Annotated in this window: 22 protein-coding genes; 14 read left to right on the top strand and 8 right to left on the bottom strand. The window is 62.4% G+C overall.

What is annotated here, in order from left to right:
- The first annotated feature begins 46 nt into the window (after window positions 1-46).
- The 8 genes from GMOLON4_RS11210 to GMOLON4_RS11245 all read left to right on the top strand — a co-directional run bounded on the left by GMOLON4_RS11210 (window position 47) and on the right by GMOLON4_RS11245 (window position 8,887).
- A complete protein-coding gene (locus tag GMOLON4_RS11210; RefSeq protein ID WP_051266783.1) occupies window positions 47-544 on the top strand; it encodes an Hsp20/alpha crystallin family protein in 498 nt (165 codons plus the stop codon).
- Window positions 545-554: 10 nt separating this feature from the next.
- A complete protein-coding gene (locus tag GMOLON4_RS11215) occupies window positions 555-2,111 on the top strand; it encodes an IS1182 family transposase (protein ID WP_106486782.1) in 1,557 nt (518 codons plus the stop codon).
- A 566-nt stretch (window positions 2,112-2,677) separates the two neighbouring features.
- The gene (locus GMOLON4_RS11220; protein WP_026936789.1) at window positions 2,678-4,189 is read left to right on the top strand and encodes a CoA-acylating methylmalonate-semialdehyde dehydrogenase; all 1,512 of its coding nucleotides are present in this window, start codon (window positions 2,678-2,680) and stop codon (window positions 4,187-4,189) included.
- Between the two features lie 145 nt (window positions 4,190-4,334).
- Window positions 4,335-4,829: a DUF6153 family protein gene (locus GMOLON4_RS11225; protein ID WP_146137527.1), complete on the top strand. Its 495-nt coding sequence runs from the start codon at window positions 4,335-4,337 to the stop codon at window positions 4,827-4,829.
- 108 nt (window positions 4,830-4,937) lie between these two features.
- Window positions 4,938-5,555, top strand: coding sequence for a DUF305 domain-containing protein (locus tag GMOLON4_RS11230; protein WP_026936791.1), 618 nt, complete (start codon window positions 4,938-4,940; stop codon window positions 5,553-5,555).
- Between the two features lie 267 nt (window positions 5,556-5,822).
- Entirely contained in the window at window positions 5,823-6,296 is a 474-nt protein-coding gene (locus tag GMOLON4_RS11235) for a CueP family metal-binding protein (protein WP_245575425.1), read from the top strand.
- A gap of 383 nt (window positions 6,297-6,679) precedes the next feature.
- Window positions 6,680-7,861, top strand: a complete 1,182-nt coding sequence (locus GMOLON4_RS11240; RefSeq protein ID WP_026936793.1) for an NAD(P)-dependent malic enzyme — start codon at window positions 6,680-6,682, stop codon at window positions 7,859-7,861.
- Window positions 7,862-8,431: 570 nt separating this feature from the next.
- Window positions 8,432-8,887 carry a hypothetical protein gene (locus GMOLON4_RS11245; RefSeq protein ID WP_026936794.1) on the top strand — a complete coding sequence of 152 codons (456 nt, stop codon included), beginning with the start codon at window positions 8,432-8,434 and terminating at the stop codon, window positions 8,885-8,887.
- A 33-nt stretch (window positions 8,888-8,920) separates the two neighbouring features.
- Here GMOLON4_RS11245 and GMOLON4_RS11250 read toward each other — a convergent pair whose 3' ends face one another.
- On the bottom strand, window positions 8,921-10,435 hold the full coding sequence (locus GMOLON4_RS11250) for a PucR family transcriptional regulator (RefSeq protein ID WP_026936795.1): 1,515 nt from the start codon (window positions 10,433-10,435) through the stop codon (window positions 8,921-8,923).
- 130 nt (window positions 10,436-10,565) lie between these two features.
- On the opposite strand from GMOLON4_RS11250, the gene GMOLON4_RS11255 reads away from it, so the two are divergent.
- A complete protein-coding gene (locus tag GMOLON4_RS11255; protein WP_026936796.1) occupies window positions 10,566-11,912 on the top strand; it encodes an aspartate aminotransferase family protein in 1,347 nt (448 codons plus the stop codon).
- Between the two features lie 152 nt (window positions 11,913-12,064).
- Window positions 12,065-13,438 carry an NAD-dependent succinate-semialdehyde dehydrogenase gene (locus tag GMOLON4_RS11260; protein ID WP_026936797.1) on the top strand — a complete coding sequence of 458 codons (1,374 nt, stop codon included), beginning with the start codon at window positions 12,065-12,067 and terminating at the stop codon, window positions 13,436-13,438.
- Window positions 13,439-13,446: 8 nt separating this feature from the next.
- Here GMOLON4_RS11260 and GMOLON4_RS11265 read toward each other — a convergent pair whose 3' ends face one another.
- Together GMOLON4_RS11265 and GMOLON4_RS11270 are read right to left on the bottom strand one after the other, a co-directional pair.
- Window positions 13,447-14,205, bottom strand: a complete 759-nt coding sequence (locus GMOLON4_RS11265) for an SDR family NAD(P)-dependent oxidoreductase (protein ID WP_035732698.1) — start codon at window positions 14,203-14,205, stop codon at window positions 13,447-13,449.
- Window positions 14,206-14,288: 83 nt separating this feature from the next.
- Window positions 14,289-15,185, bottom strand: coding sequence for a LysR family transcriptional regulator (locus GMOLON4_RS11270; protein WP_026936799.1), 897 nt, complete (start codon window positions 15,183-15,185; stop codon window positions 14,289-14,291).
- 116 nt (window positions 15,186-15,301) lie between these two features.
- Here GMOLON4_RS11270 and GMOLON4_RS11275 point away from each other — a divergent pair, with 116 nt between their 5' ends.
- From GMOLON4_RS11275 to GMOLON4_RS11290, 4 genes are all read left to right on the top strand, one after another.
- A complete protein-coding gene (locus tag GMOLON4_RS11275; protein ID WP_051266734.1) occupies window positions 15,302-16,501 on the top strand; it encodes an NAD(P)/FAD-dependent oxidoreductase in 1,200 nt (399 codons plus the stop codon).
- A 36-nt stretch (window positions 16,502-16,537) separates the two neighbouring features.
- A complete protein-coding gene (gene hglS, locus GMOLON4_RS11280; RefSeq protein ID WP_084147474.1) occupies window positions 16,538-17,974 on the top strand; it encodes a 2-oxoadipate dioxygenase/decarboxylase in 1,437 nt (478 codons plus the stop codon).
- A gap of 12 nt (window positions 17,975-17,986) precedes the next feature.
- Window positions 17,987-19,525 (top strand): L-piperidine-6-carboxylate dehydrogenase, encoded by a 1,539-nt coding sequence (amaB, locus tag GMOLON4_RS11285; protein ID WP_051266736.1) that lies wholly within the window; start codon window positions 17,987-17,989, stop codon window positions 19,523-19,525.
- Between the two features lie 126 nt (window positions 19,526-19,651).
- Window positions 19,652-21,571, top strand: coding sequence for an oxidoreductase (locus tag GMOLON4_RS11290; protein WP_026936803.1), 1,920 nt, complete (start codon window positions 19,652-19,654; stop codon window positions 21,569-21,571).
- A gap of 66 nt (window positions 21,572-21,637) precedes the next feature.
- Here the strand turns inward: GMOLON4_RS11290 and GMOLON4_RS11295 are convergent, their stop codons facing one another.
- The 5 genes from GMOLON4_RS11295 to GMOLON4_RS11315 all read right to left on the bottom strand — a co-directional run bounded on the left by GMOLON4_RS11295 (window position 21,638) and on the right by GMOLON4_RS11315 (window position 25,972).
- Window positions 21,638-22,894 (bottom strand): NAD(P)/FAD-dependent oxidoreductase, encoded by a 1,257-nt coding sequence (locus GMOLON4_RS11295; protein WP_026936804.1) that lies wholly within the window; start codon window positions 22,892-22,894, stop codon window positions 21,638-21,640.
- Window positions 22,895-23,004: 110 nt separating this feature from the next.
- A complete protein-coding gene (locus GMOLON4_RS11300; protein WP_084147475.1) occupies window positions 23,005-23,847 on the bottom strand; it encodes a substrate-binding periplasmic protein in 843 nt (280 codons plus the stop codon).
- A 63-nt stretch (window positions 23,848-23,910) separates the two neighbouring features.
- Entirely contained in the window at window positions 23,911-24,570 is a 660-nt protein-coding gene (locus tag GMOLON4_RS11305) for an amino acid ABC transporter permease (protein ID WP_026936806.1), read from the bottom strand.
- Window positions 24,567-25,205: an amino acid ABC transporter permease gene (locus tag GMOLON4_RS11310; protein WP_026936807.1), complete on the bottom strand. Its 639-nt coding sequence runs from the start codon at window positions 25,203-25,205 to the stop codon at window positions 24,567-24,569. The genes GMOLON4_RS11305 and GMOLON4_RS11310 overlap by 4 nt, the downstream gene beginning before the upstream one ends.
- 2 nt (window positions 25,206-25,207) lie before the next feature.
- Window positions 25,208-25,972: an amino acid ABC transporter ATP-binding protein gene (locus tag GMOLON4_RS11315; RefSeq protein WP_026936808.1), complete on the bottom strand. Its 765-nt coding sequence runs from the start codon at window positions 25,970-25,972 to the stop codon at window positions 25,208-25,210.
- Between the last annotated feature and the right edge of the window lie 269 nt (window positions 25,973-26,241).

Consider the following 26,241-nt stretch of genomic DNA (forward strand, 5'->3'; position numbering starts at 1 on the left):
AGCCTCGAGACAACCGAAGTGAGGCGGCCTAGAAGGAGTGATAGATATGGCAACAAGCATGGACCTATTCCGTGATTTCGACCGATTTGTGAACCACCTGGCACGTCCGAGCACCGGACTCTCAATGCCGATGGACCTTCACCGAGACGGTGACAAGTTCGTCGCGAAGATCGACTTGCCGGGCGTCGACCCGGAAAGCATCGACATCGATGTCGAGGACCGATCGCTCACCGTCCGCGCAGAGCGCAAGGCGGAGAAGAGCGCCGAGTCTGGCGAAGGTGAGCAATCGCAGTGGGTGATGCGCGAGCGCAGCTACGGCACGTACGCCCGCCAACTGAGCCTTGGCCGCGGACTCGACCTGAGCAAGATCGAGGCCGACTACGCCGACGGCGTGCTGACGCTGACCATCCCGGTCGCCGAAGAATCGAAGCCCCGCAAGGTGCAGGTTCGTCACAGCAACGGCAGCGCGCAGGTCGCTAGGAGACTGCTGATTTATCTTGGCGGTTTAAGGCGCGCCTCTGTCGTTCCTGGCGCCGGTGTTTAAGACTGGATTTATGCAGGGTCGTGATGATGGTCAGCGTCAGTTGTTGGATGTCGGTGCGTTCGCCGGTCACATGTTGCCGGTTGGGTCGGTGTTCGCGTTCCTGGCCGAGCACCGGCACGAGTTGTTCCCCGATGACGCGTTCGCGGACTTGTTTCCCTCGGGCCGTGGACGCCCGTCGACGCCGGCGGACGTGATCGCTTCGGTGATGGTGTTGCAGACGTTGCACTCGTTGTCGGACCGGGAGACAGCGGAAGCAGTGACGTTTGATTTGCGTTGGAAAGCGGCGTGTGGTTTCGGATTGACGGAAACGTCGTTCCATCCGACGGTGTTGACCTATTGGCGCCGCCGCCTGGCCGCGAGCACACGCCCGCACCGTATTTTCGAGGCGGTGGCTGAGGTCATTGCGCGGTCTGGGGCGCTCTCTGGTCGTAAGCGTCGGGCGTTGGACTCGACGATTCTGGATGATGCCGTTGCCCGCCAGGACACGGTGACGCAGTTGGTTGCGCAGATCCGGCGGGTCGGTCGGGAGATCCCGGGAGCCGATACGATCGTGGCCGGTCTGCCTGGCCATGACTATGCCCAGCCGGGGAAACCCGACATCGCTTGGGATGACAAAGCGGCCAGGGACGACCTTGTCTCCCGACTCGTAACCGACGCGCTGGCATTGCTCGCGGCGATCGACACGACCATGCTGACGGAGCCGCAGCAGGAGACGGTCGCGCTCCTCGCTCTCGTCGCAGGTCAAGACGTTGAACCGGCCGAGGGATCGGACGGCACGGACGGGCGCTGGCGGATCGCCCGGAAGGTCGCACCCGACAGGGTGATCTCGACCGTTGACCCCGACACTCGCCACGCACACAAGAGCCGGGAGAAGAAACAAGACGGCTTCAAAGCCCACATTGCGATCGAGCCCGACACCGGCCTGGTGACCGCGGCCGCGTTGACGAAAGCATCGGGGGCGCAGAACAGTGACGCGGTCCGCGGCGTCGAGCTCGTGGCCGCGGACACCAGCATTGGATCTGACATGGTGGAGGTCCTCGGCGATTCTGCTTATGGCAGTGGTGACCTCCTCGCGCAGGTCACCGCTGCTGGGCATGTTCCGATCATCAAGCCGATGCCGTTGAGCAGAGCCGTCCCGGGCGGGTTCACCATTGATGACTTCACCATCGACGAGGCCAACCGCGCCGTCATTTGCCCGGCGGGAATCACTCGATCGATCACCTCAAAACGCACGGTCACTTTCGGGGCGGCTTGCGCGGGTTGCCCGCTGAGAGCCCAGTGCACGACCGCCGCCCGCGGCCGCAAAATGGTGTTGCATCCACAGCAAGAAATTCAACGTGAACACCGGGCGCGCGCCCTGCATCCTGACTTTCAATCCGTCTATCGACAACACAGGCCCATGGTTGAACGCTCGATCGCGTGGATGACACGCGGGGCCCGCCGGGTTCCTTACCGGGGTGTTGTGAAGAACAACGCCTGGTGGCTGAACCGGGCGGCTGGTATCAACCTCAAACGGCTCCTCACTCTCGGCTTGAGTAGTCAGAACGGGGTCTGGGTTCTTGGATAACACCGCGAAGGGAGGGCTGCTGCCTCCCACCGGCCACGGCCGGGCACGGGTGGCCTGGGCGGACCATCGGGCCGGAACCGAGATCCGATTCCGGCAGTTCAGCAGTCGACAAGACGCCCCGTCGCAGAGCAAAAAATCGCCCTCAGCGACTCGCGGGGACTCCTGAACCCCCAATAATCAGCAGCGTCCTAGGGACGGTGCGCCAACCGAGTAGTTACAACTAGTTTTCTGGGGGCTGGCCCGCTCGAATGAGCAGGCCAGCCCCTTTTTGCTGCCCGCTGGTCTGCCGGCGATGAGTTGACACGCGTCGCCGCGAAGATCGACACGAATGGCCTACCAAGAGGTGGCATCTGCTTCCTAGGTGGCTACTCGTGCCTGGCTTGGCGTGCCCGCGCCTGCACGGTTCGATATGCGCCTTCGGCGCCAGTCACCGAGCACCAATTCTGCCAATCTGGCACCATTCCGCCACCTGCTTCGACAAATAGCTACTGCATCCCCCGAGCCCCGTCCGTAGTGTCGCTCTCAACGCATCCCGCGAACCGCACAAACCTCGCGAAAGGACTCCCATGAGCGACGTAGCAACCACCGTGACCACCGTCGGCCACTGGATCAACGGCGCCGAAGTCGCGCCCGCCGACGCCCGCACCTCGCCCGTCTACGACCCCGCGCTGGGTGTCGAGACCAAGCGCGTCGTGCTCGCCGAGCAGACTGACGCCGACGAAGCGGTTGCCGCGGCACACACCGCCTACCTGCAGTGGCGCGACGTCTCCCTCGCCCGCCGCACCACGATCCTGTTCAAGTTCCGTGAGCTGCTCAACGAGCGCAAGGGCGAGCTCGCCGAGATCATCACCTCCGAACACGGCAAGGTCCTCGACGACGCGCTCGGCGAGATCTCCCGCGCCCAGGAAGTCGTTGAGTACGCGTGTGGCATCACGACCCACCTACGCGGCCACTTCTCCGAGCAGGTCTCGACCGGGTTCGACATCCACTCGATGCAGCAGCCGATCGGTGTCGCGGCGATCATCTCCCCGTTCAATTTCCCCGCGATGGTGCCCGGCTGGTTCTTCCCGATCGCGATCGCGGCCGGTAACGCGGTCGTCGTGAAGCCCTCCGAGAAGGACCCGACCGCCGCGAACTGGTTCGCCGCGCTCTGGCAGGAAGCGGGCCTGCCCGATGGCGTGTTCAACGTCCTCCACGGCGACAAGGTCGCGGTGGATGCGCTCCTCACCCACCCCGACGTCGCCTCGATCTCGTTCGTGGGGTCGACCCCGATCGCGAAGTACGTGTACGAGACCGGCACCGCGCACGGCAAGCGCGTGCAGGCACTCGGCGGCGCGAAGAACCACATGCTCGTCCTCCCCGACGCGGACCTCGACCTCGTCGCGGACTCGGCCATCAACGCGGGCTTCGGCTCTGCCGGTGAGCGCTGCATGGCGATCTCGGTCGTCGTCGCGGTCGAGCCGGTCGCGGATGGGCTGATCGAAAAGGTCGTCGAGCGGATGGGCAAGCTGCGCGTCGGCGACGGCCGTCGCGGCTGCGACATGGGCCCACTCGTGACGAAGCAGCACCGCGACAAGGTCGCCGGCTACATCGACGTCGCGATCGAAGACGGCGCCGACGTGGTCGTGGATGGTCGTGGCATCGAGGTCGACGGCGAGGCCGACGGTTTCTGGCTCGGCCCGACGCTGATCGACCGCGTACCCGTCACCTCGCGCGTCTACACCGAGGAGATCTTCGGCCCAGTACTCGCAGTGGTCCGCGTCGCGTCGTACGAGGAAGGCGTCGAGCTCATCAATAACGGCGCGTTCGGTAACGGCACCGCGATCTTCACGAACGACGGCGGCGCGGCCCGCCGCTTCCAGAACGAGATCGAGGTCGGCATGGTCGGCATCAACGTGCCGATCCCCGTACCGATCGCGAGCTACTCCTTCGGCGGCTGGAAGGACTCGATGTTCGGCGACACCAAGGCACACGGTGCCGAGGGCGTGAAGTTCTTCACCCGCCAGAAGGCGATCACCACCCGCTGGCTCGACCCGAGCCACGGCGGCATCAACCTCGGCTTCCCACAGACCGACTAGGTCACACGATCTTCGAGTAGCGCGAAGCGCGTATCGAGAAGCACCAGGCCTGAATCGAGGCGTCTCCACCCGAGGCGCCTCGATTCGTTGTTTAACGACTGCTCGGCGATCTGCGCGCACAACCGCGCGCCGTAGACTGTTACCTATGGCATCGTCGGGCGCACAGCGATCGGGAACACGCGTGACACGCGTCCTCCGTCACTTGCCCGCCGCCAGCATCGTCGCCGTCGCCATCGTCCTCGGTCTGCTTGCGATGCACGGCCTCAATCTGCACGGCACCGCTTCAGAGCATGCGGCCAGCGGCACGGCGATCGTTGGGGCTGACGCGGCCGAGAGCGGTCACTCGGCGCACTTCGATACGTCGCTGCGCTCCTACTCAGTGGGCGATACATCGAGCGGCGCATCCGCCCTTCCCGTCACGCAGGGCGGGCACCATGACGGCTCGGGCGGCCCGCACCATGCCAGCATCCTGATGACGTGCGCCCTCGTGCTGCTGCTGTTCTTCGTGCTCGCCGCGCCGCGCGGGATGCTCGGGCGAGTCCTGCATCCGTTCCCCGCCCTGTTCTCGGGGACTTCCCCGGCGTCGCGCGTGCTCTCGCGAGCGCCCTCCCTACAAGTTCTCTGCATCAGTCGAACCTGATTTGATTCGCGACCCAAGCCCGCTCCGAGCGGCCGGGTCACGCATCCACTTCGGCGCGCCAGCGCACCCGTCGGCGCGCCTTCAGACTGAACAATTTGGAGAACTCTCATGAAAATTCGTACTTCGGCAATCGCCGCAATCGCCCTCACCGCAGCGCTCAGCCTCACCGGCTGCGCCACTGGCAACGACTCCGCCGCCCCGTCGACGACCGAGACTACAACCGAGACCACGGCCCAGACCGCCGACAGCCAGGCGCTACCCGACGGTGTCAACCAATCCGACGTCATGTTCGCCCAGATGATGATCCCGCACCACGAGCAGGCCATCGAAATGAGCGACATCATCCTCGCCAAGGAGGGAGTCGACCCCGAGGTCATTTCGCTCGCCGAGGCGGTCAAGGCGGCCCAGGGTCCTGAAATCGAGCAGCTGCAGGGCTGGCTGGATGCTTGGGGCGTCGGTTCCGGCGGCCAGGACATGGGTCACATGGGCCACGGCGACGGCATTATGACCGAAGACGACCTCGGCAAGCTCGAGAAGGCCGACGGCGCGGAGGCGTCGAAGCTGTGGCTCGAGCAAATGATCATGCACCACGAGGGCGCCGTTGAGATGGCGGAGCTCGAGGCGGCAGGTGGCAGCGACCCCGCGGCCGTCGAACTCGCGAACTCGATCGTCGAGACGCAGACGGTCGAGATCGATCAGATGCGCGAGCTGCTCGAAGCGATGTAAGTCTCGCGATGACGCGCTCGAGGCCAACCGCGTCTCGAGCAGGGCGGTGCCGAGCAGTTTCGGCACCGCCCACCCTCCAACTTCCACTTTGCCCCCGCCACAATTCTCATAGGAACACACTCATGACTTTCGCCCTCAACCGCCGCAAGCCCCCTGCTCATCCTCGCTGCCGTCGCCGCAACCACCCTCGGCCTGAGCGGATGCGCGGCCTCGACCCCCGCATCCACCCCGGCACACAGCCAGGTTCAGACCCAGGCGAGCGGAGACATGCTCGCCGATCACGGGCTGGCGGGCCTCGACGCGCCCGAGATCATCGAGCAGCTCGACACGCTGCCCATCGCCGAGCGGCCGACCAACCTCATTGCCTCGGTGCAGCCGGGAGCGCTCGTGCTGACGGACGACCAGCAGCGCGAGACCCAGCTCGAGATGCCGGCCAACCAGGTCTATATCTCGGTCGCGCCGTACCAGAACCAGACGCACGACTGCTACTACCACAGCCTCACGACCTGCGTCGGTGAGCTGGGGAACGAGGATGTGCAGGTCACGCTCACGGGTTCGGATGGCGAGGTGCTTATTGACGAGACGCGGCAGACCTATGACAACGGCTTTGTCGGAATGTGGGTGCCGCGGGGTATCGAGGCAGAGCTCACTGTGACGCTTGGCGAATCGACCGGTAGCGCGCCGATCTCGACCGTTAACTCCGATGACCCGACCTGTATCACGACGCTGCAGCTGAGCTGAGGATCCGGTCGCCGAGTAGGCGCGTAGCGCCATATCGAGGCGCGCTCCTTGTGAAAGCGCCTCGATACGGGCTTCGCCCTACTCGGCGATCGTGATGCTGCGGCTTCGCGACCACCCTAATCGCGCATCCAAACCCATCACATTGGTGATTTCTCCACATCCCTGCGTTCGATTTCGGGACACTCTTCTCGCGAAGCGGACAGAAATTGGGTATTTTGGAAACACTGTCGATCGTGGGCCACCAGCGCGCATCTCAGTTACGACCTACAAGGACGTCTTTTCGCTGCCAACAATGCTCGCGAACACGTCCGTCGCACCGACCCCCTCGACAGAGCATCCTCAACCATCGTGGCTTGGGATGCCTGTCCACCTTGAAAGGCACCATGACTCAGGAATCCAACGTTCCCTCGGCCAATGAAAGCCCCGCGCAGATCTCGCTGCCGGAAATCTTCAACTCGCACCTCGGGGGCAAACTTTCTATTCACGTCGATCGCCCGCTCACCACGAAGCGTGACCTGTCGATTGCGTACACCCCTGGCGTTGCCCAGGTCAGCCGCGCAATCGCGCAGGACATCAATGCCGCGGAGGACTACACGTGGTCCTCGCGCCTGGTCGCGGTGATTTCCGACGGTAGCGCCGTGCTTGGCCTCGGCAACATCGGCGCAAAGGCCTCACTCCCCGTGATGGAGGGCAAGAGTGCGCTGTTCAAGAAGTTTGCCGAACTCGACTCGATCCCCATTGTGCTCGACACCTCCGACGTTGATGAAATGTTCGAGGCGATCGTCCGCATCGCTCCCAGCTTCGGCGCGGTCAACCTCGAAGACATCTCGGCGCCCCGCTGCTTCGAGCTCGAGGAGCGCCTCATTGAGGCCCTCGACATGCCAGTCATGCACGACGACCAGCACGGCACCGCCGTCGTCGTACTCGCGGCGCTCAAGAACGCGGTGAAGGTCGTCGGCAAGAACATTGAAGACCTACGCGTCGTTATCACCGGCGCGGGCGCGGCTGGCGTCGCGGTCACCGAAATCCTGCTGGCGTCCGGTATCACGGACATCATCGTCACCGACTCCCGCGGCACCATCCACGAAGGCCGCGAGGCGCTCACTGGCAAGAAGCTCGAGTTCGCCTCCCGCACGAACCCGCGCGGCGTCGCTGGCGGCACGACTGAGGCGCTGCAGGATGCGGATGTGTTCATCGGTGTGTCTTCGGCGAAGATCCCTGACGAGCAGGTCGCCACGATGGCCGAGGGCGCGATCGTGTTCGCGCTGTCGAACCCGGACCCGGAGATCCTCCCCGAGGTCGCCGCCCGGTACGCGGATGTTGTGGCCACCGGCCGCAGCGACTTCCCGAACCAGATCAACAACGTGCTCGCGTTCCCCGGTATCTTCCGCGGTGCGCTCGACGCTGGCGCGAAGAAGATCACGCAGGAGATGAAGCTCGCGGCTGCGGATGCGATTGCCTCGCTCGTGGGCGAAGACCTCGCGTCGAACTACATCATCCCGAGCGCGCTGGACCCGCGCGTGGCGCCGGCCGTCGCGGAAGCGGTGAAGTCGGTCGCGAAGTAGCGTGCCTGGATCATTGAGTCTCCGCGCAGCGGCGCATCGAGATGATCTCCCGCGAATCCGTCCCTCGATGCAGTAACGGCTAGCGCGGAATACAAGCGGTGACGGGCCCGGGGAGGTGGACTCCACAAGCCCGTCACCGCTTGTTCGTCTCCTCAGGCCCGTCACTCGATGTCATCCCAGCGCCGTGAAGTGCATCCAGCGACGGGTTTGCGGAAGGCGCCTTCGTCGATCCGTCACGCGATGCAGCACGTGATTATTCAGCGGTACGTTCGACGGAGATCTTCGATTGGCAAGGGCAGGGCCTCCACACAAATTCAAACAAGCGATCGCACGGATGTAGTAGGCCTGGCTTAACCTCGAACCGTCCCTGAACCCAAGAGACGGGTCGAGAGTTGAACAAGTACGCGCGGTCTCGAGATCGAGACGCCCGGCGCCAGGCTAAGAAAGCCAGGCCGGACAAACCTGCGTCTCGATCGAATGATTGGGATGGTGGCTACCGACCACCCCCACGTGAATCATGCGAATCAAGCGTCTTCGATCAGGGCCATCAACATATCGAGGGAGAGCTTGATGAACGAGAACGAAGGTTCCGCACCGCAATTCGCCGAAGCCAACGACCAGCCCCGGCGACTGGACGACTTCCCCAAAGCGATGATGCGCCACCTCGCGATGGGGAGCTTCGACAAGCTCGTCCGTGACAACAGCGGTCGAGTGCCGACGATCTTTTGCGACGAGCACCTCCGCCTGTCCGAACTCCTCCAACGCGCAGGTCGATCAGACGGCTGCGCAAACGTCTTCGTGCTGCTCGACACTGGGCAAGCTGCGCTCTTCTCCCTTCTCCCGTCTGAATCTGCAATCGACGAGGGAAGCGCAACCGAATACGATGAGCCAATCAGCCAAGATCTTGAGGTCGGGATGCTCCTGAGGTATTCAGAGACCCAGCCGGGAGGAATCAAGTTCTCGGTACGACTTCCGACCTCCAGCGCGAAAGTCGAGTCCAGGGGTCCGATCCTCGCTGGCGCGTAACGTGGGGGTTCGGCATTCGATACTCAGCCCGCGCTAATCCCCAAGCTCCAGCGCGAGCCAGAGCTCGGTGCGGGCGCTAAACGACTCCAGATCCAATCCCGTCACCTCCTGCACCGTCGCGATCCGCGAGCGCAGCGAGTGCCGATGCATCCCGAGGGAACGCGCCGCCGGATCCCACGCGCAGTTGTGCTCGTACCAGGCCCGCAGCGCAGCCATCAGCTCCTCGCCGTCCGGACGCGCGCGCACGGGATCGAGCATCCGGGCCGCCAGCACGCGACCGTCGGATGCATCCAGCCAGGCCACCAGGCCGCGTTCGGCGAGCCGCTCCAAGTCAACGACCTCGCCATCGCGATCGGCCCGACGCAGCGCCCGCCGCGCATCCTCACGCCCCTTCGACACGTCGCGAATACCCACCGCACCTGACACCCCAGCGCGCAGGCCGTCACGCGCCACGAACTCAAGTGGCGGCGCCACGTTCGAGGGAAACAGCACCACGAGCTCGTCGCCGATGCGCGCGAAGGCGACGTCGGTCGAGACCGCCATCAGCTCGAGCTCGTTGAGCACCGGGCCCCAGTCTCGCGCGCCGCGCACCACCGCCACGCGAATGCGCCCCGCCGGCGACCACGTGTCCATGTCCCGCAGCGCTCGAGCCGCGGCGTCCACCGACCCCGCGAGATACAGCTCCATGACGCCGGTTCGCAGCCCACGTCGGGCGTCGTCGAGTGCGCGACTCTGCTCAATGGCGATGGATGCGATCCCGACCACACTCTCGATGAGATCACTGGCGGCGGGGTCGGGCGGCAACGTCGTGCCGATCGCGAGAACGCCGCGGAGCCGGTCGGATTGGCCGATAGTCTGCAGCGTGATCGCGAGGTCAGTTTCGCGCAGCTGGGCCGCGGCACGCCGCCCGCCACGCAACTGTGCCGCGACCGCCGCCTCGACATCCTCGCGCACATCCGCCGGTACCCCGCGCTTCGTGCGCACGGGCACGAGTTGACCGAGCGCGTCGTACAGCGCGACCCAGCATCCGAGCTGCGACTCGAGCTCGCGCAGGGTCGCGGCCAACCCATCCGGCCGCAGCGCAGCCCGACCAACCGCGCGCTGCGCTTCGATCGACCACTGCATCCGGGCCTGCCGATCCTCCGCGATCGCATCCGCGACTCGACGAATCACGCGAATAAAAGGAGTCGAGGACGGCACGAGAATCAGTGGCAGCTCGAACTCGGCACACGCGTCGACGAGTTCCCGAGGCACCGCGCGATGCACGACGTTCACCGCGAACCCGAGCCCCAGGATGCCCGTCTTGCGCAGTCTCTCGGCATAGGTCCGTGCGTCTTCCACGGCGTTCGAGTCCGGTTCGAAAGGAAACTGCCCGCCATCGGTAAGCAGCAGTTGCCCGGGCTCGAGCCACGGCGTCGGGTTCATCAGGTCGGAGGAGTGCGCCCACGAGATCTCGCGATCGAGCTGCTCCGCCGTCGACGGGTCGCCCGGCAGCAGGCGCAGGCCGAGGCCAGGCTCGGCGAGTAAGTTTCGAAGCGTCAGTGCCACGTACTCAGACTAATCGAACCACCCGCGCCAAAGTGGCAATATACGCAACCGGACGCGACAGTTAGGCAGTGGCGAGCACCCGCGTGAGCGAGCATGCTGGAGCAATCAGAACACCGCCAAAGGAGCCGCAATGTCGACCACCGCATCCACCACCGAAGCCACCGCCGGAACCGCAACCCCGAGCAACGCCGAGGTCGTCGAGCACGACACAAGCCACGTCTTCCACTCGTGGTCGGCCCAGGCGAAGCTCGCGCCGGTGGCGATTCGGACGGGGCGGGGCGTGATGGTCGAGGACTACGACGGCAACGAGTACCTCGACCTCTCGAGCATGCTCGTCAACGTCAACATCGGCCACCAGCACCCGCGCGTCGTCGAGGCGATCCAGCGCCAGGCTGCCGAACTCACAACCGTCGCTCCCGCGCACGCCAACGCGACCCGCGCCCGCGCGGCCGAGCTCATCCTCGACCACGCTCCCGAGGGCTTCAACAAGGTCTTTTTCACGAACGGCGGGGCGGATGCCAACGAGAACGCAATCCGCATGGCGCGCCTGCACACCGGTCGCGACAAGGTGCTCACGACCTACCGCTCCTACCACGGCAACACTGGCGCGGCGATCGTCGCGACCGGCGACTGGCGCCGCGTGCCGAACGAGTACGCGACCGGACACGTCCACTTCTTCGGCCCGTACACCTACCGGTCTGAGTTCTGGGCCGAGAACGAACAGCAGGAAGGCGAGCGCGCGCTGCGCCACCTCGAGCGCGTGATCCAGTCAGAGGGCCCGGAGTCGATCGCGGCGATCCTGCTCGAAACGATCCCCGGCACCGCGGGCATCATGGTGCCGCCGCCGGGCTACCTCGCGGGCGTGCGCGAGCTCGCAGACCGCTACGGCATCATCCTGATCCTGGATGAAGTGATGGCCGGCTTCGGTCGGGCGGGCGAATGGTTCGCCTTCGACGCGTTCAACGTTCGCCCCGACCTCATCACCTTCGCGAAGGGCGTGAACTCGGGCTACGTGCCGCTCGGCGGCGTGATCATTTCGGACGAGATCGCCGCGGCCTTCGATGAGCGCGTCTTCCCCGGCGGCCTCACCTACTCCGGGCACCCGCTCGCGTGCGCATCCGCCGCAGCCTCGATCGAGGCGATGGAGGACGAGGGCATCATCGAGAACGCTCGACGGGTCGGCGAGGAAGTCATCGGGCCGGGGCTGCGCTCGCTCGCGGAGAGGTTCGACGTGATCGGCGAGGTTCGCGGTCGCGGGGTGTTCTGGGCGGTCGAGTTCGTGGCGGATGCGGAGACGCGCGAGCCCGTCTCCGCCGAGTTCATGGGCGCGCTGAAGAAGGCCGTGCTCGAGCGCGGCGCGCTGCCGTTCACGTCCGAGAACCGCCTGCACTTCGTGCCGCCGTGCGTCATCACCGACGACGAGGCCCGTCGCGGCATCTCGATTGTGGCGGATGCGCTGGCCGCGGTGACGGCGTAGCGCTCGTCGCCGCTGTTCTCGCGGCGCCGCTGCAATTTGCGGCACGCAGAGCACCTCAGGAGGCGCCATTTCGATCCTGGTGTCCTCTTCGTGCCGCAGATTGCGGCGACCCCTCAACACCAATCGTTTAGAAACCACAAAGGAGACCCCCGGTGACCTACCGAGTCCAGAATCCTGCAACGGGCGAAGTCCTCGAGACGTTCGAGTACGCATCCGATCAGCAAATCGAGCAGACCCTCGCCGCCGCCGACGCGACATATCGCACATGGCGCGAGCAGAGCATCCAGGACCGCGCCACGGTGATTAGGCGCGTCGCCGAGATCATGCTCGAGCGCAAGGATGAGCTTGCGCGACTCATCTCGGTCGAGATGGGCAAGTCGATCCCGGAGTCGATCGATGAGGTCGAGTTCGCCGCGTCGATCGTCGACTACTACGGGGTATACGGCCCCGGGCTCGTCACCGACTACGAGATTCCGAGCACGATTCCGGGAAAGGCGGTGATCGAGCATCGCCCGCTCGGCGCGCTGCTCGGTGTGATGCCGTGGAATTTCCCGTACTACCAGGTGGCGCGGTTCGCGGCGCCGAACCTACTGCTGGGCAACACGATCATCTTGAAGCACGCGGACATCTGCGCACGCTCGGCGCTGACCATGCAGGAGATCATGGAGGCGGCGGGCGTTCCCGTGGGTGGGTACACGAACGTGTTCGCGTCGCACGATCAGATCGCGCAGATGATCGCCGACCCGCGCGTGCAGGGTGTCTCGCTGACCGGCTCGGAGCGGGCGGGCGCGATCATTGGCGCGCAGGCGGGGGCGCACCTGAAGAAGTGCGTACTCGAGCTCGGGGGGATCGACCCGATGATCGTGCTCGACTCCGCTGATGTCGCTGCGGTTGCAGCCGAGGCCTGGAACTTCCGCACCTACAACGGCGGGCAGGTCTGCAACTCCAACAAGCGGCTCATCGTGATGGACGACGTCTATGACGAGTTCGTCGCGGAACTGAAGCGGCTTGCAGATGGGCTGGTACCGGGCGATCCGGCCGCTCTCGGGGATGGTGAGTTCGTGCCGCTTTCGACTCGGGCAGCCGCCGAGACAGTGGATGCGCAGGTCCGTCGCGCGGTCGAGGCCGGCGGTGTACTGCAGGCCGGTGGCGTGTTGTCGGAGGGCCCCGGGGCCTACTACTCCCCCGCCGTGCTCACGGATGTGCCTCGTGAGTCGGACTCGTACCGGGAAGAGATCTTTGGTCCGGTCGCGACGGTGTACCGGGTCTCGTCCGAGGAGGAAGCTGTTTCGCTGGCCAACGACTGCGCGCTCGGGCTCGGCGGTTCGGTGTTTTCGGCAGACGAGGCGCGGGCAACGCGGGTGGCTGCACAGCTCGAAGTCGGCATGACCCACGTCAACACGATCGCCGCGGAGTCGGCCGAGCTGCCGTTCGGTGGCGTGAAGCGCTCGGGCTTTGGCCGTGAGATGGGACCGATCGGCATCGGCGAATTCGCGAACAAGCGCCTGTTCTTCGTCGCGAAGTAGGGCGCCGATTAGCCCCAGGGGCTCGGTGTCCCGGTCGTCCACCCGCCATCCACGGTGATCTCGGCACCGCTCAAATATGCGCTGTCGTCCGATGCAAGGAATGCGACGGTGCGGGCGATGTCTTCGCTCGCACCAATCCGCCCGAGCGGAACCTTGGAGTACGCATCCGGGACCTCGCCACCCGGCGCACCCATGTCGGTGGCGACGCCACCCGGATGCACCATGTTCACGCGGATCCCCAAAGGCCCGAGTTCGGTGACTGCGGCTTTCGAGAGCCCGAGCAGCGCCGATTTCGTGGATGCGTAGGCCGCGGTGAGGTCGAGCGGCGCAAACGCCGAGATCGAGACGATGTTGATGATCGATCCCCCGCCCTTGAGGTGCGGGATCGACGTCTGCATCCCCAGGAACGCCCCGATCTGGTTGACTTCGATCAACTCGCGGTAGGTCTCGAGCGATGTCTCGGCTATGGTCGCCTGATGAAAAATTCCGGCATTGTTGACGAGCACGTTGACCTCGCCAAACGCATCCACCCCGGCGGCGAACGCCGCCTTCCATTGGCCTGCGTCTCGCACTTCGAGGGCTACGCCGATCGCTCGTTCGCGGCCGATCGCGGCGGCCGCGGCCCGAGCCCGGTCGCCGTCAGTGGCGCCGATCACAACCTTCGCGCCACGATCGGCGAGCAACTTCGCCTCCGCCGCGCCCATGCCGCGAGCGCCGCCGGAGATGAGGGCGACCTTGCCTTCGAGTGTTGGCACTGTTCCAGCCATCTGGTGCTCCCTAACTTCGTATGACTTGAGCTGCATTCGCAAGGCACAGCCGCAACCTTCGGACTTCGTGAGCCACCTCACTGTCAGCGAAACACTTCACCGAGGACTTCCATGACCGTGCGAACACTCTCACGTTCGCCTGCGCCGCGTCGCGCAATCACCGCAATATTTCGTTTCGAGTCGCCAGGCAACGGTGCTACAGGAATCCGGCCCGCTGACAATCCCATCATGAGCGGCGTCGCTAATGTAACACCAAGTCCGCTTTCAGCCATTGCCAGCGAAACCGCAGTGTCGGTCACGATGTGTCGCACAATAGGTTCGATACCCGCAGCTTCACAAGCAAGCCTCGCGGCCCGGCCATATTCGGAATCCGCTGGCGGAAGTATCCACCCTTTTGCGTTGGCGATTTCGGCGATGCTGGCCTCATTCCTCACCGCTTCCAAATCTGGCGTAAGCGCGATCAGAAAAGACTCCGCCTTGACGGTCTGCGCTGTGACGCCGCGCGGAAGTGCGTTGGCCGCGGCGTCGTAGGTGAGCCCCAGTGCTACATCGATTTCTCGCTGCGCGACAGCCTCGGGCATCCGCTCAACATCGACTTCTCGAGCAAGCAACGTGATGTTGGGCGCTACTTCACGTAGCCGCGCCATCGCCGGCCGGATCGCCGCCACAGCGGCCGAGCCAAAGACGCCCAACTCCACCCGCAGGTCAAGCTCGCTCGTTGGCCCACTCACCGCGCGCACTGCGAGACGCTCAGCTTCTAAGAGCAGTCGTGCATGCGTGAGCAGTGTTTGACCAACGTCGCTGAGTTCAAGCGAGCGACCATCACGCACAAAGATATCTACTCCAACTGCGCTCCTGAGCGCGTGCATCTGCTGTGACAACGCACCGGGCGTGTACCCCAGTGCCTGCGATGCCGCACTCATCGAGCCGTGGTCCGCGATCGCGACAAACGTGCGGAGCTGGTCCAATGTCCATTTCATTTAGAAAGCCTAAACGATAACTGCATATTCCATCGCTTGTCCTATTGAAATGAAGATTCCAATATAGACATCAACGCCGCGACGGTGCGGTGACGAAGAGCAAATGGAGTGCCAACATGCGCTACGAATACCTGGACAACTGCGTCCCCCTCGTACCCGAATTACCCGCTCAGCTTCCCGCAAACGCATCCGTTGTTATCTTGGGCGGCGGCATCATGGGCGTATGCACCGCATACGAGCTGGCAAAGGCTGGCGTGCGCGACGTAGTCGTCCTCGAACGAGACGCGCTCGGGTCGGGTTCGTCGGCGAAGCCGCTCGGCGGGGTACGCGCAACGTTTTCCGATCCAGGCAATGTAGTCCTTGGCCGCCGCAGTCTTGAGACGTTCGAACGGATGCAGTACGAGGAAAATGCCGACTTTGGACTTCGTCAGGTCGGCTACCTATTCCTCTGCCGTAGCGATGCTGAGGTGGCTTCGGTTGAAGCCTCCGTGCAGGTGCAAAACTCGCTCGGTTGTAACAGCCGGATGGTGTCTCCCACCGAAGCAGCGGAGATCAACCCGTTCCTGAACTCGGATGCACTGGTCGGCGCCTCGTTCTCGCCCCGTGACGGATATGCGCAGCCCTCGCTGGTAGTCGCAGAGTACGCTCGCCGGGCACGCGAACTGGGCGCACAGATTTTTGAGCACACCGAAGTGATTGGGCTAGGCGCAAGCGACGACGGCGTTGACATTCACACTCAGCGGGGTGAGATTCATGCCGACTCTATCGTGATCGCCGCAGGGGCCTGGTCAACCGCGCTCGGTGCCATGGTTGGCGTAAATCTCCCCATCGAACCAGTCCGACGCCAGATCGGCTTCACGCCACAGCTCGCGGAACCACACCCCACGGTTCCATTCACCCTCGACCTCTCCACCACGATGTACTTTCACAACCACCGCAACGGCATGTTGCTTGGCATCTCAAATGAGGAAGAGCCCGGGTTCCAACGCGAGTTTTCCTACAACTGGGTGGACGAGTTCAACGCTGCTGCCGAAATCATTGCTCCAGACCTTTCGCATCAGCCACTCGAGGCAGGCTGGGCGGGGCTGTACGAAAACACTCCTGACCACAATGCGATGATCGGTCGCGACTCTTCCAGGCCGAACATCCTGTACGCGACAGGTTTTTCTGGCCACGGCTTTCTTCAGGGCCCCGCGGTGGGCGAGCTGATCCGCGATCTCTACCTCGACCGGGAATCGTTCCTCGATCCGATTCCATTCAGCGCCGACCGCTTCGCCGGAACCCAAGCGCGCCTGGCCGAGCTCCACATCATCTGATTCCTAATCCATACGACACGACCCGGAGGAACGATTATGTCCGCACAAGAATCGTCGGTCGCCAACGCAGTAGCGACCGTCTCTCTCGCCCAGCTTCGTGCTGAGTTCGCAATCCGCCTCGCCAAGCTTTATGGCGCGGAAGTCCCCGCCTACAACACATTGGTTGATGTCTCGAAAGATGTGAACGAAGACTTCATTAGCCGGCATGGCGCCGACGCTGAACGACTCGGCAGCATCGACCGTGTAACTGCTGAGCGCCACGGCGCGATCCGTGTTGGCTCTGCAACTGAGCTCTCGCAGGTCGCGCGAGTTTTCGGCGGCTTCGGCATGTACCCCGTGGGCTTCTACGACCTGCGCGACGCATCCAAGAGCTCTGTTCCAGTAGTATCCACCGCGTTCCGCCCCACCGATCGCGACGAACTTGCCAAGAATCCCTTCCGCGTGTTCACTTCAATGCTCGCTCACGACGACCGTCGTTTCTTCGATGCCGAAACCGAAAAGCGGCTCGAGGAGTTCGTTGGCGCACGTGAGCTATTCGGTGAGGAGCTACTTGCGCTTGCCGACAAGTCGGCGGCCCAGGGCGGACTTTCCGAATCGGATGCGGAACGGTACCTCGATCTTGCTACCGCCTCATTCGAGCTCTCCGAGGAACCGATCGACCACGACTGGTACTACCACCTCGAGGCGATCTCTTCGGTGGCGTCCGATATCGGTGGAGTCCCCGCAACGCACATTAATCACCTCACTCCTCGAGTCCTGGACATCGATGACCTCTACCGGCGCATGAGCGAGCGGGGAATCGAGATGATCGATGAGATCCAGGGACCGCCGGATTGGGAGGGTCCGGATGTGCTGCTCCGTCAGACCTCATTCCGAGCACTCGATGAGAAACGCCTGTTCCGACACGCAGATGGCGAAGTGCGCGAAGGTCAGCTTCGTGTCCGGTTCGGCGAGGTCGAACAGCGCGGAATCGCTCTCACGACGAAAGGCCGGGACCTCTACGACCGACTGGTCGCCGAAGTTGATCGGCGACGCCGCGAGGAGCAGCCCGAATGGACGCGCGTTGAGGTCGCACTGGATGTGTGGCGAGAATCGCTGCCGGACAACGAGACCGAGCTCGCACTCCAAGACCTCGGGTTCTTCACTTTCCACCGTGGCGATCAGGCCGCGCCCGAAGCTGGAGAGTACACCCTGCGGGAACTGGTGGAGAGCGGCGCCGTCGCAATCGAACCAATCGTCTACGAGGACTTTCTTCCCCGTTCGGCGGCTGGCATCTTCCAGTCCAACCTGACCGGCGAAGGATCCCGTGACGACGAGCAACTCGGCACCCCGTATGACATCGAGAGGCTGTCTGAAGTAATCGGGGTTCAAATTGCCGATCCGACAGCCCTGTACGCCGCCCAGCGTCAGGCGTCGATCGATGAGCTTGAACAAGCCCTCAACATCCGAATCATCACTAACGAACAGTCTTAAGAAAGGTCAACAATGACTATCGACACCGCAACATTCCCTTCCACCGAATCGATCCGGGCTCAAGTCGCCAACGCGTTCGAAAAGATCGGAGTGGACACCGCCCGCTACGCCGGATCGCGCCCGGTCATCAGTCCCGTCAACGGCGCCGAGGTCGGTTCGACGACCAAGCACGACGAAAACGATGTGCGGGCCGCGATTGACGCCGCCCAGAGCGCCTTCCTTAACTGGCGTGAGGTCCCCGCGCCCGTCCGCGGCGCCCTCGTCAAGCGCTGGGGCGAACTCCTGGTCGAGCACAAGCAGGATCTCGCATCCATCATTACTGTCGAGACCGGCAAAATCTCCTCGGAGGCTGCTGGCGAGGTTCAGGAGATGATCGACATTGTCGACCTCGCAGTAGGCCAGTCGCGCCAGCTCTTCGGCAAGACCATGCCGTCGGAGCGTCCCGGTCACCGTCTCGCAGAAACGTGGCACCCACTCGGTGTAGTCGCCGTTATTACCGCGTTCAACTTCCCCGTTGCAGTATTCGCTTGGAACACGGCGTTGGCGCTGGTTGCCGGCGACACCGTGATCTGGAAGCCAGCGGAGGCCGGCCGACTCGCTTCGATCGCCGTATCGCGACTGCTCGAGCGAGCTGCCGAGGATGTTGGTGCCCCCGAAGGCCTCCACCACCTCGTACTTACTGACCGTCACGGTGCGAACCCGCTCATCGAGGACGATCGAGTGCGGCTCGTCTCAGCAACCGGTTCGGTTCGTATGGGCCGCGAAATCGCCCCCACGATTGCTGCACGATTCGGCCGCGCTCTCCTCGAGCTGGGCGGAAACAACGGCGCTATCGTGGCCCCTTCCGCCGACATTGACCTCGCACTTCGCGGCATCGTGTTCTCGGCGGCTGGCACCGCAGGTCAGCGCTGCACCACCCTGCGACGACTCATCGTCCACAAGTCGATCGCTGGGGATCTCGTCGATCGAATCGCTCGTGCATACGCAACGCTCCAGATTGGCGCGCCCACCGAAGACGGGATCCTCATCGGACCCCTGATCAACAAGTCGAGCTTTGAGGCGCAGCAGCAGGCACTGCAGGATGCAGTCGCCCAGGGCGGAACTGTTGTCTGTGGTGGGGAGCGAGTGCTTGAGTCAGAGGCACCGGACGCGTTCTATGTACAGCCCGCCGTTGTGCGCATGCCCGCACAGACCGAGGTCGTGTACGAGGAAACCTTTGCGCCGATTCTCTACGTCGTTGAATACGAGACCCTCGAGGAGGCGATCGCGTTCAACAACGAGGTGCCGCAAGGCCTTTCCTCTGCGATCTTCACCCAGGACCAGGCTGAGGCCGAGCGCTTCCTTTCGGCTAGCGGCTCCGATTGCGGCATCGCTAACGTGAACATTGGTACTTCCGGTGCCGAAATCGGCGGCGCATTCGGCGGTGAGAAGGAAACCGGCGGCGGTCGTGAATCTGGGGCTGACTCGTGGCGCGTATACATGCGACAGGCAACCAACACCATCAACTACTCCGGTGAGCTCCCACTCGCTCAGGGTGTGAAGTTCATCTAGTCCACAACACCGATGCAACATTTACGGGATTGAAGTGATGTCGCGGCGGGCTTTTGCTCGCCGCGACATCACTTGTTTCCGGCTCAAGAACAATTCACGCAATGGCGCGCGAAGGAATGAGGAATCATGTACGAATCGGTTGAGCAGCCTTTGCAGGTCGGACCGCTCACGCTAAAAAGGCGGGTTTACCTCCCCGCTCACCAACCGGGACTCGCAGTCGACGGAAAACCAGGTGAGGCATATATCGCTTATCACCAGGAACGCGCCCGATCCGGTGTCGCGATGCAAATCACTGGCGCCACACCAGTAGCACCGTCCGCCGAATGGGCCGACATTTGCTTGTGGAACGTCGACGAGTCGATTGTCCCCGGATACCAGGCCCTAGCGGCGGCAGTGCACAGCGAGGGCGGGCACATTCTTGCGCAGCTCGCCCACCCCGGCCCCACCGAGGAAGAGGGGCGCGAGGTCATCGGGCCGTCCACGGATTTCTCCGAAGTCTCCCAGCAGGTAGTTGTCCCGGCGAGCGGAGCTCAAATCGATCGAATCGTTGAACAGTACGTGTCGGCTACTGAGCGGTGCGTCCGCGGAAACCTAGATGGGGTTGAGATCAGCATGGCGCATGGCCTCCTCCTCGCAGCTTTCCTCTCGCCACTCCACAATCACCGAGAAGACGAGTATGGCGGCGATCTCAAAGGTCTCACGCGATTTCCACGACGGCTACTCGAAGAGGTGCGCCGAGTGCTTCCCGGCGACCGGGCCCTCGGCTTGCGGCTCGGGGTCGATGACCTTGTCGAAGGTGGAATGACGCCTGAATTCGCTGCCGATGTAGCTCACGAGCTCGAAGACCTCGTCGACTACGTCAGCATCATGGTTGGCAACAATAATCGGCGGGAGGCCCGGGTTAGGCATTGGGGACCCACGCCGCTAGCCGAAGGTGCATTCCGCGGTCTAGGTCCATTGATTAAGGCGAAGGTGTCCAAGCCTGTCGCGCTCGTTGGCCGAGTGCGAACGCTCGCGCTGGCGAATGAAATCCTGGATTCGGGTGAAGCCGATCTCGTCGGGATGGTTCGGGCACACATTGCCGATCCTCTATTGATTCCACTTTCGCTGCAGTCCCGGGAAGAGGAGGTTCGACCATGTGTCGGCGCCAACGTGTGCGTCGATACCCTGCTGTCCGCCAAACCGCTCACCTGCATGGTCAACGCGGATACGGGCAGTGTGCGTCAGCTTCACGACATCCCCAACCTCGATGGCAGAACTGCCCTAGTCGTTGGCGGGGGCGTTGCCGGGCTTGAGTCCGCTCGAAGGCTCGCTCTTCGAGGCGCCACGGTGTCGCTAGTGGAGAGTTCAAACGCGCTCGGTGGTCGGCTAATGAGTTGGACGGGTTCGACGAGTAGGCGCGAGTTTCGCGAGATCGTTAGTTGGCAGGAACGCTCTCTCCGCAGGCTCCGAGCAAACGTTCGTCTGGGAACGCCAGCGAACCTTGAACTCATTGAGTCACTTCGGCCCGAGATTCTCGTCGTGGCGACAGGTGCAAAATACCCACGATCAGAAGTTCCGGGGGACGGAACTGTTTCGCAAGTTGGCCTCGAGGAATTTGACCCTGCCACTTATGTAGGCCAGCGCGTGCTCATTCATGACCGAATGGGTCGGCTTTCCGCAGTGTGGCTGGCCGAGACTCTTGCGGAACGGGGTGCCCTCCCAATTTTGGCGACGAGCAGGCTGTATGTCGGCGAGGGCGAAGGCGTCAGCACACTTTATCCCGCGCTGCGCAGGCTGTCGGAGCTGTCAGTCGAAGTTCATCCCCAAGTCGAGGTCCAGTCCATCTCGAAGGGAAACGTGAACCTGCGCAATGCCTTCGGCAAAGACGAAATCTCAATCGCATGTGATGCGCTCTTAAATATCGGCTATCCGGAGCCATATGCGCCGGTGGAGTCGGATTCATATTCAAGCGGTCAGACACTGTACGTGGGTGACGTAGCCCGCCCACGCGACGTCACTGCGTCCTTCAGCGATGCGCGAGACCTATTGGATGCGCTGGTGTAGCGCAAGCAAGACGAATGCGGTGGTGTGCGAGGTTTCCCGCACGCCACCGCATAGTCATCGATCCGGTTAGGGACGAATTCTCCCGCCTACCGAGTACCGATTTGGATCTAAGTATTCACTACCGGCAGGCAGACCGCCGTCGAAAAGCTGACAAACCCGTTCGCCCGTTTCCGGTGCCAACGCGACACCAAGCATCGCGTGACCGGTCGCCACCATCACCCTGTCATTCGCCCAACCGATCATGGGCAGTCCGTCGGGCGTGCAGGGCCGCAACCCTGCCCACGTCGACACCCGGGACGCATTCGCAAATTGGGGGAAAGCGCGTTTCGCACTACGTTCCATCGACTCAACTCGTTTCAAATCGATTCGCTCGTCGAGCCCCGCAAACTGCATCATCCCAACGACACGCGTCCGCCCCGGGAGCGGTGAGACCGCGAGTCGCTGCTCCTGCAACATGGTCGGTCGCTGCAGAATCTGCTCGCCCTGAGCCATGAATTCGAACGAGAATCCTTTGCCGCCTTGTAGGGAATGAAGGGGCTTCCGGGCGACCGTGGGCGCATAGGCCCCCATAGCTATGACGACATAGTCGCCCACGATCGATCCCGCTGTAGTCAGAACCCGAACGCCGGTTCCACGCCGCTCGATACGGATCACCGATGTGCCGAACTGGGTCGTTGCACCGTGCCGCACAGCATCCTCACCGACGGCCGGGGTGAACCGCTCAGGGTCACAATGGGCATCATTTGGAAACAGAACTCCACCGATGACGTCTGCCTCGAGCGCCGGTTCCAGGACTCGAATTTCTTCCCTGCTCACTGGAACTGCCTGGACGCCATCGGCGCTCTGGCTGGCCGCGACTTCGACTGCATCGTCGAATCGCGCCTGATTCTCATAGACATCAAGTAGCCCTTGCTGAGCAAACCCCGTATCCATACCCTCGGCAGAGAGCCCTCGATGAAGCTCCAGTGACCGCCGCAGCATGAGTCGATTGAGCGAATATGCCCGCTCAATCGCGTCAGGCCCGGTGGTGAGTAACCGCGCAAAGAACGGTGCCAGCGATGCGGAAGGCCGCATCGCAAGCGGGCTGTCGCGCTTAGCGAGCCAACGCAACGCCTGGCCCATCTCCCGACGGGTTGCCCACGGGCCAGCATGCGACCCACAAATGTAGCCGGCATTCCCCAAAGAAGCAGCCCTGCCCCAACCACCGAGTTTGTCGATAACAGTGACTTCTCGCCCGCTGATGGCAAGCTCCCTCGCTACGGACGCACCGATAGCCCCGGCTCCAATGACAATTACCTTTGCACCCGAACTCGCACTACGCACGCGTCATTCCTTTTCACTAAGACAGCTCCGATTCGATCTACGTCAAAATGGACAGGGCCTACCGGTGGCTGAGAACACTCAGCCCTCCAGTAGGCCCCACCTGACAATGCCTAGATCAGGCGCGGGTCACCCGTATCTGCAGCGGATGCGTCGAGACCGTTATCGATCAAGATCTGCTCGAGTCGACCATCTGCACGGATCTCATCGAGGAACGTGTTCAAGGCGGTCAGGATCTCTTCGTTGCTCTTCGGAACCGGGAACGAGATCTGCGCGGCCTCCATGCTGGCCTGAACTCGCTCATCCTGATCCGAAACAACCACCGTGAACTTGTCGTCGGCGTTGTTATAAACCCCCGAACCGTAGCTGTCGATGCCGACGTCAATTCGGCCAGCTTCAAGGTCCTGGTACATGTTCAACGTCGATGGGTAGACACGAAGATTGTCCCCGAGCATGGTCCGAAGATCTTCAACGAAAAGATAGCCGTCAACTGTTCCTACGACATGACCTTCGAGCTCCCCAACCGTCGTAATTCCGGTAGACGAGATGATCCCCATCTGATCCGTATACACAGGCTCGGTGTAGTTGATGATTTCAGCGCGAGCCTCAGTACGGTACCAAGCCGAAGCAGCGACATCCGCCCGACCGGCCTCGACCGTTGGAATCACCGATGCCGTGGCCATCGACGACGGTGTCACCGTGAGGCAGTTTTCTTCGGCGAAGAGCGTGAGGATGTCGCCGTCCACGCCCGTGGCTTCGGTGCCCGATGACTGAGCAAATGGAGGGAGGTCATACATCGCGATGGTCAACGTACCGTCGGTCACTGTCGAGAACTCGTTCGCAGGCTCACAGCCCGCCTCGGCTCCACTTCCGCCGCCCGATCCTGACGAACATGCAGACATTGAAAATGTCAGCAGCGACCCAAGTGCAATAGCGATAATGCTCTTCTTATTCATGATTCTCCTTTGAATTGAATATCGTGTTTATTTTTTGACGATTGTGATCCGGAGCAATCGAGCTCACAGGTGACGCGATAGTCGACGTTCCGTCCACGACGTGATGGCGCTCATTGGAATGGTGATGAGCAGGTAGAAGACACCCGCGAGGATCAAGACGCTCAGGTACTGGAAAGTGCTAGAACCGATCGAATAGGCACGGCTCAGTAGTTCAGGCAACGAAATGGTGTAAGCGAGCGCACTTGCCTGGAAGATCAGGACGGCGAATCCGATTAGAGCAGGGATCGCCACGCGGAACCCCTGAGGGATAACGACATCCCAGAGCGTGTTCCAGGGAGTCATGCCCATCGCCGCAGCCGCCTCTTTTTGACCAGCAGGTACCGCCTGGAGCCCACCGCGGATAATTTCCGAGGTGTAGGCGGCGGTGGTTAATGCAAGCGCAATGGCTGCGGCCACGAACGAGCCAAGTGTCAACGAGGGCACGACAGACGGAACCCCAAAATAGATGATCTGCAGCACCACAAGTGCTGGTGTGCCACGCCCGAGTTCTACCAGGCCGATAATGATCCAGCGGACAACTTTGTTGGGGTGGCTCGCCAGGACGGCAAATAGCAACCCGCCTGGGATACCGAGGAGTAGGGCAAGGCCCGTCACTTGAAGGCTGACGAGTAGTCCAGGCCAAAGCTGTGGGGCGAATGAAGCCCACTGTTCAATCAAATTCACTTGGCACCTCGCGTCTGCAGGACAGCATCGAGCTTTCGCGTCGCCCACGCTGTCGGGATGGTGAGTGCGACATATACCGCGGCCGCGATCAGGAACGGCCCAAGCGCATCAATATTCTGGCGAGATTGTTCGTTCGCGTAGAACACGATGTCATTCACGCCAATCACGTATGCAATCGATGAGTCCTTGATGAGGCCAATCGCGTAAGTCGCTGCGGCTGGCACAGACTGGCGGACAACCTGCGGGCCGATGATGTCCCGCATTGTCCAGCTGGGGCCGATGCCAAGAGCACGACTGGCTTCCCATTGACCGGAGTCAACCGCTCTGAATCCACCTCGGTAAATCTCGGCCATATATGCGGCCGAGTAAATACCCATCCCGATCACTGCTGCGGTAAACGGACTAAGCCCCGTGATGTTTCGACCAACACCGAAAAAGATGATGAACAGCCAAACAACCGGTGGAATTCCACGCAGGATCTCGATGACGGCGATTGATAGCCACGAGAGCGGGAAGAAGCTGCTACGTCGGGCGAGCGCGAGTGGAACACCCAATACAACGCCGATGACGAAAGCAAAAATCGTGATCCCAAGCGTGGCGGGGACACCTTGCAAAATTGCGAGAAAAGTCTCCATGCCTATCGTTCCAATACAGCCCGGAGAAATTGGCGGGTGCGCTGCTCTTTGGGAGCGGTAAAGATTTCCTCGGGGTGGCCCTCTTCGAGGATGGCACCGTTCGCCATCACAACGAGATGATCCGACACGTCACGAGCGAATTGCATCTCATGCGTCACAACGACCATCGTCATGCCTGTTTCCGCCAGTTCACGCATGACCGCGAGAACTTCGAGGCCCAACTCTGGGTCGAGGGCCGATGTCGGCTCGTCGAAGAGCATGATCTTCGGATCCAATGCCAGCGCGCGAGCGATTGCAATGCGCTGCTGTTGGCCGCCAGAGCAACGGGCGGGATACTGGTCAGCCTTATCTGCAAGACCGACTCGCTCGAGAAGCTTCATTGCACGCTCATTGGCTTCTGCCTTGCTTCGATTCAACGAACGTCGCTGTGGCAACGCCACGTTCTGTAGCACGGTGAGGTGCGGAAAGAGATTGAAGTGCTGGAAGCACATGCCGACATTACGACGGAGCTTTCGCAGCTGTTCGGCGGTAATCTTCGTACTCGCATCAACCACGACGCCCTCGACATCAATGGTTCCCGAGTCCGGGCGTTCCAGGAGGTTGATGCATCGCAATAGCGAGCTCTTGCCGGCCCCGGAAGGACCAATCATTGCGGTTACGGTCCCCTCATCGACCTTCAGCGAGACATCCTTCAGGACGTGGTGATCGCCAAACGACTTATTCACCTTTTGAAGATCGATTGCGATCTGCTCTGTAGTGGGAGCCATATACGAGTCCTTTGATGGTGAGGAAATGTACTGCGTCAACACCGGGATGCGGATCGACAAGGGCCGATGGGGACTACCGCGAGCGACTTCCTTGTCGTAGTGCGTGGCCCGATGTTTGCGTTTCATTCGATTGTTGCGGGAAGCAGTAGCGTTCGTCTTGCTCTGAGACTGATGCTTCGTTTCGGTAGCAAAAGCAGAGCTTGCCCTTGACTTGGGGGTAACGTTTTAATGCGAAGTAAGCAACGCTTAGCTAACTTGAGACGTGGAAT

Source organism: Gulosibacter molinativorax (genome assembly GCF_003010915.2).
Lineage (GTDB): Bacteria > Actinomycetota > Actinomycetes > Actinomycetales > Microbacteriaceae > Gulosibacter > Gulosibacter molinativorax.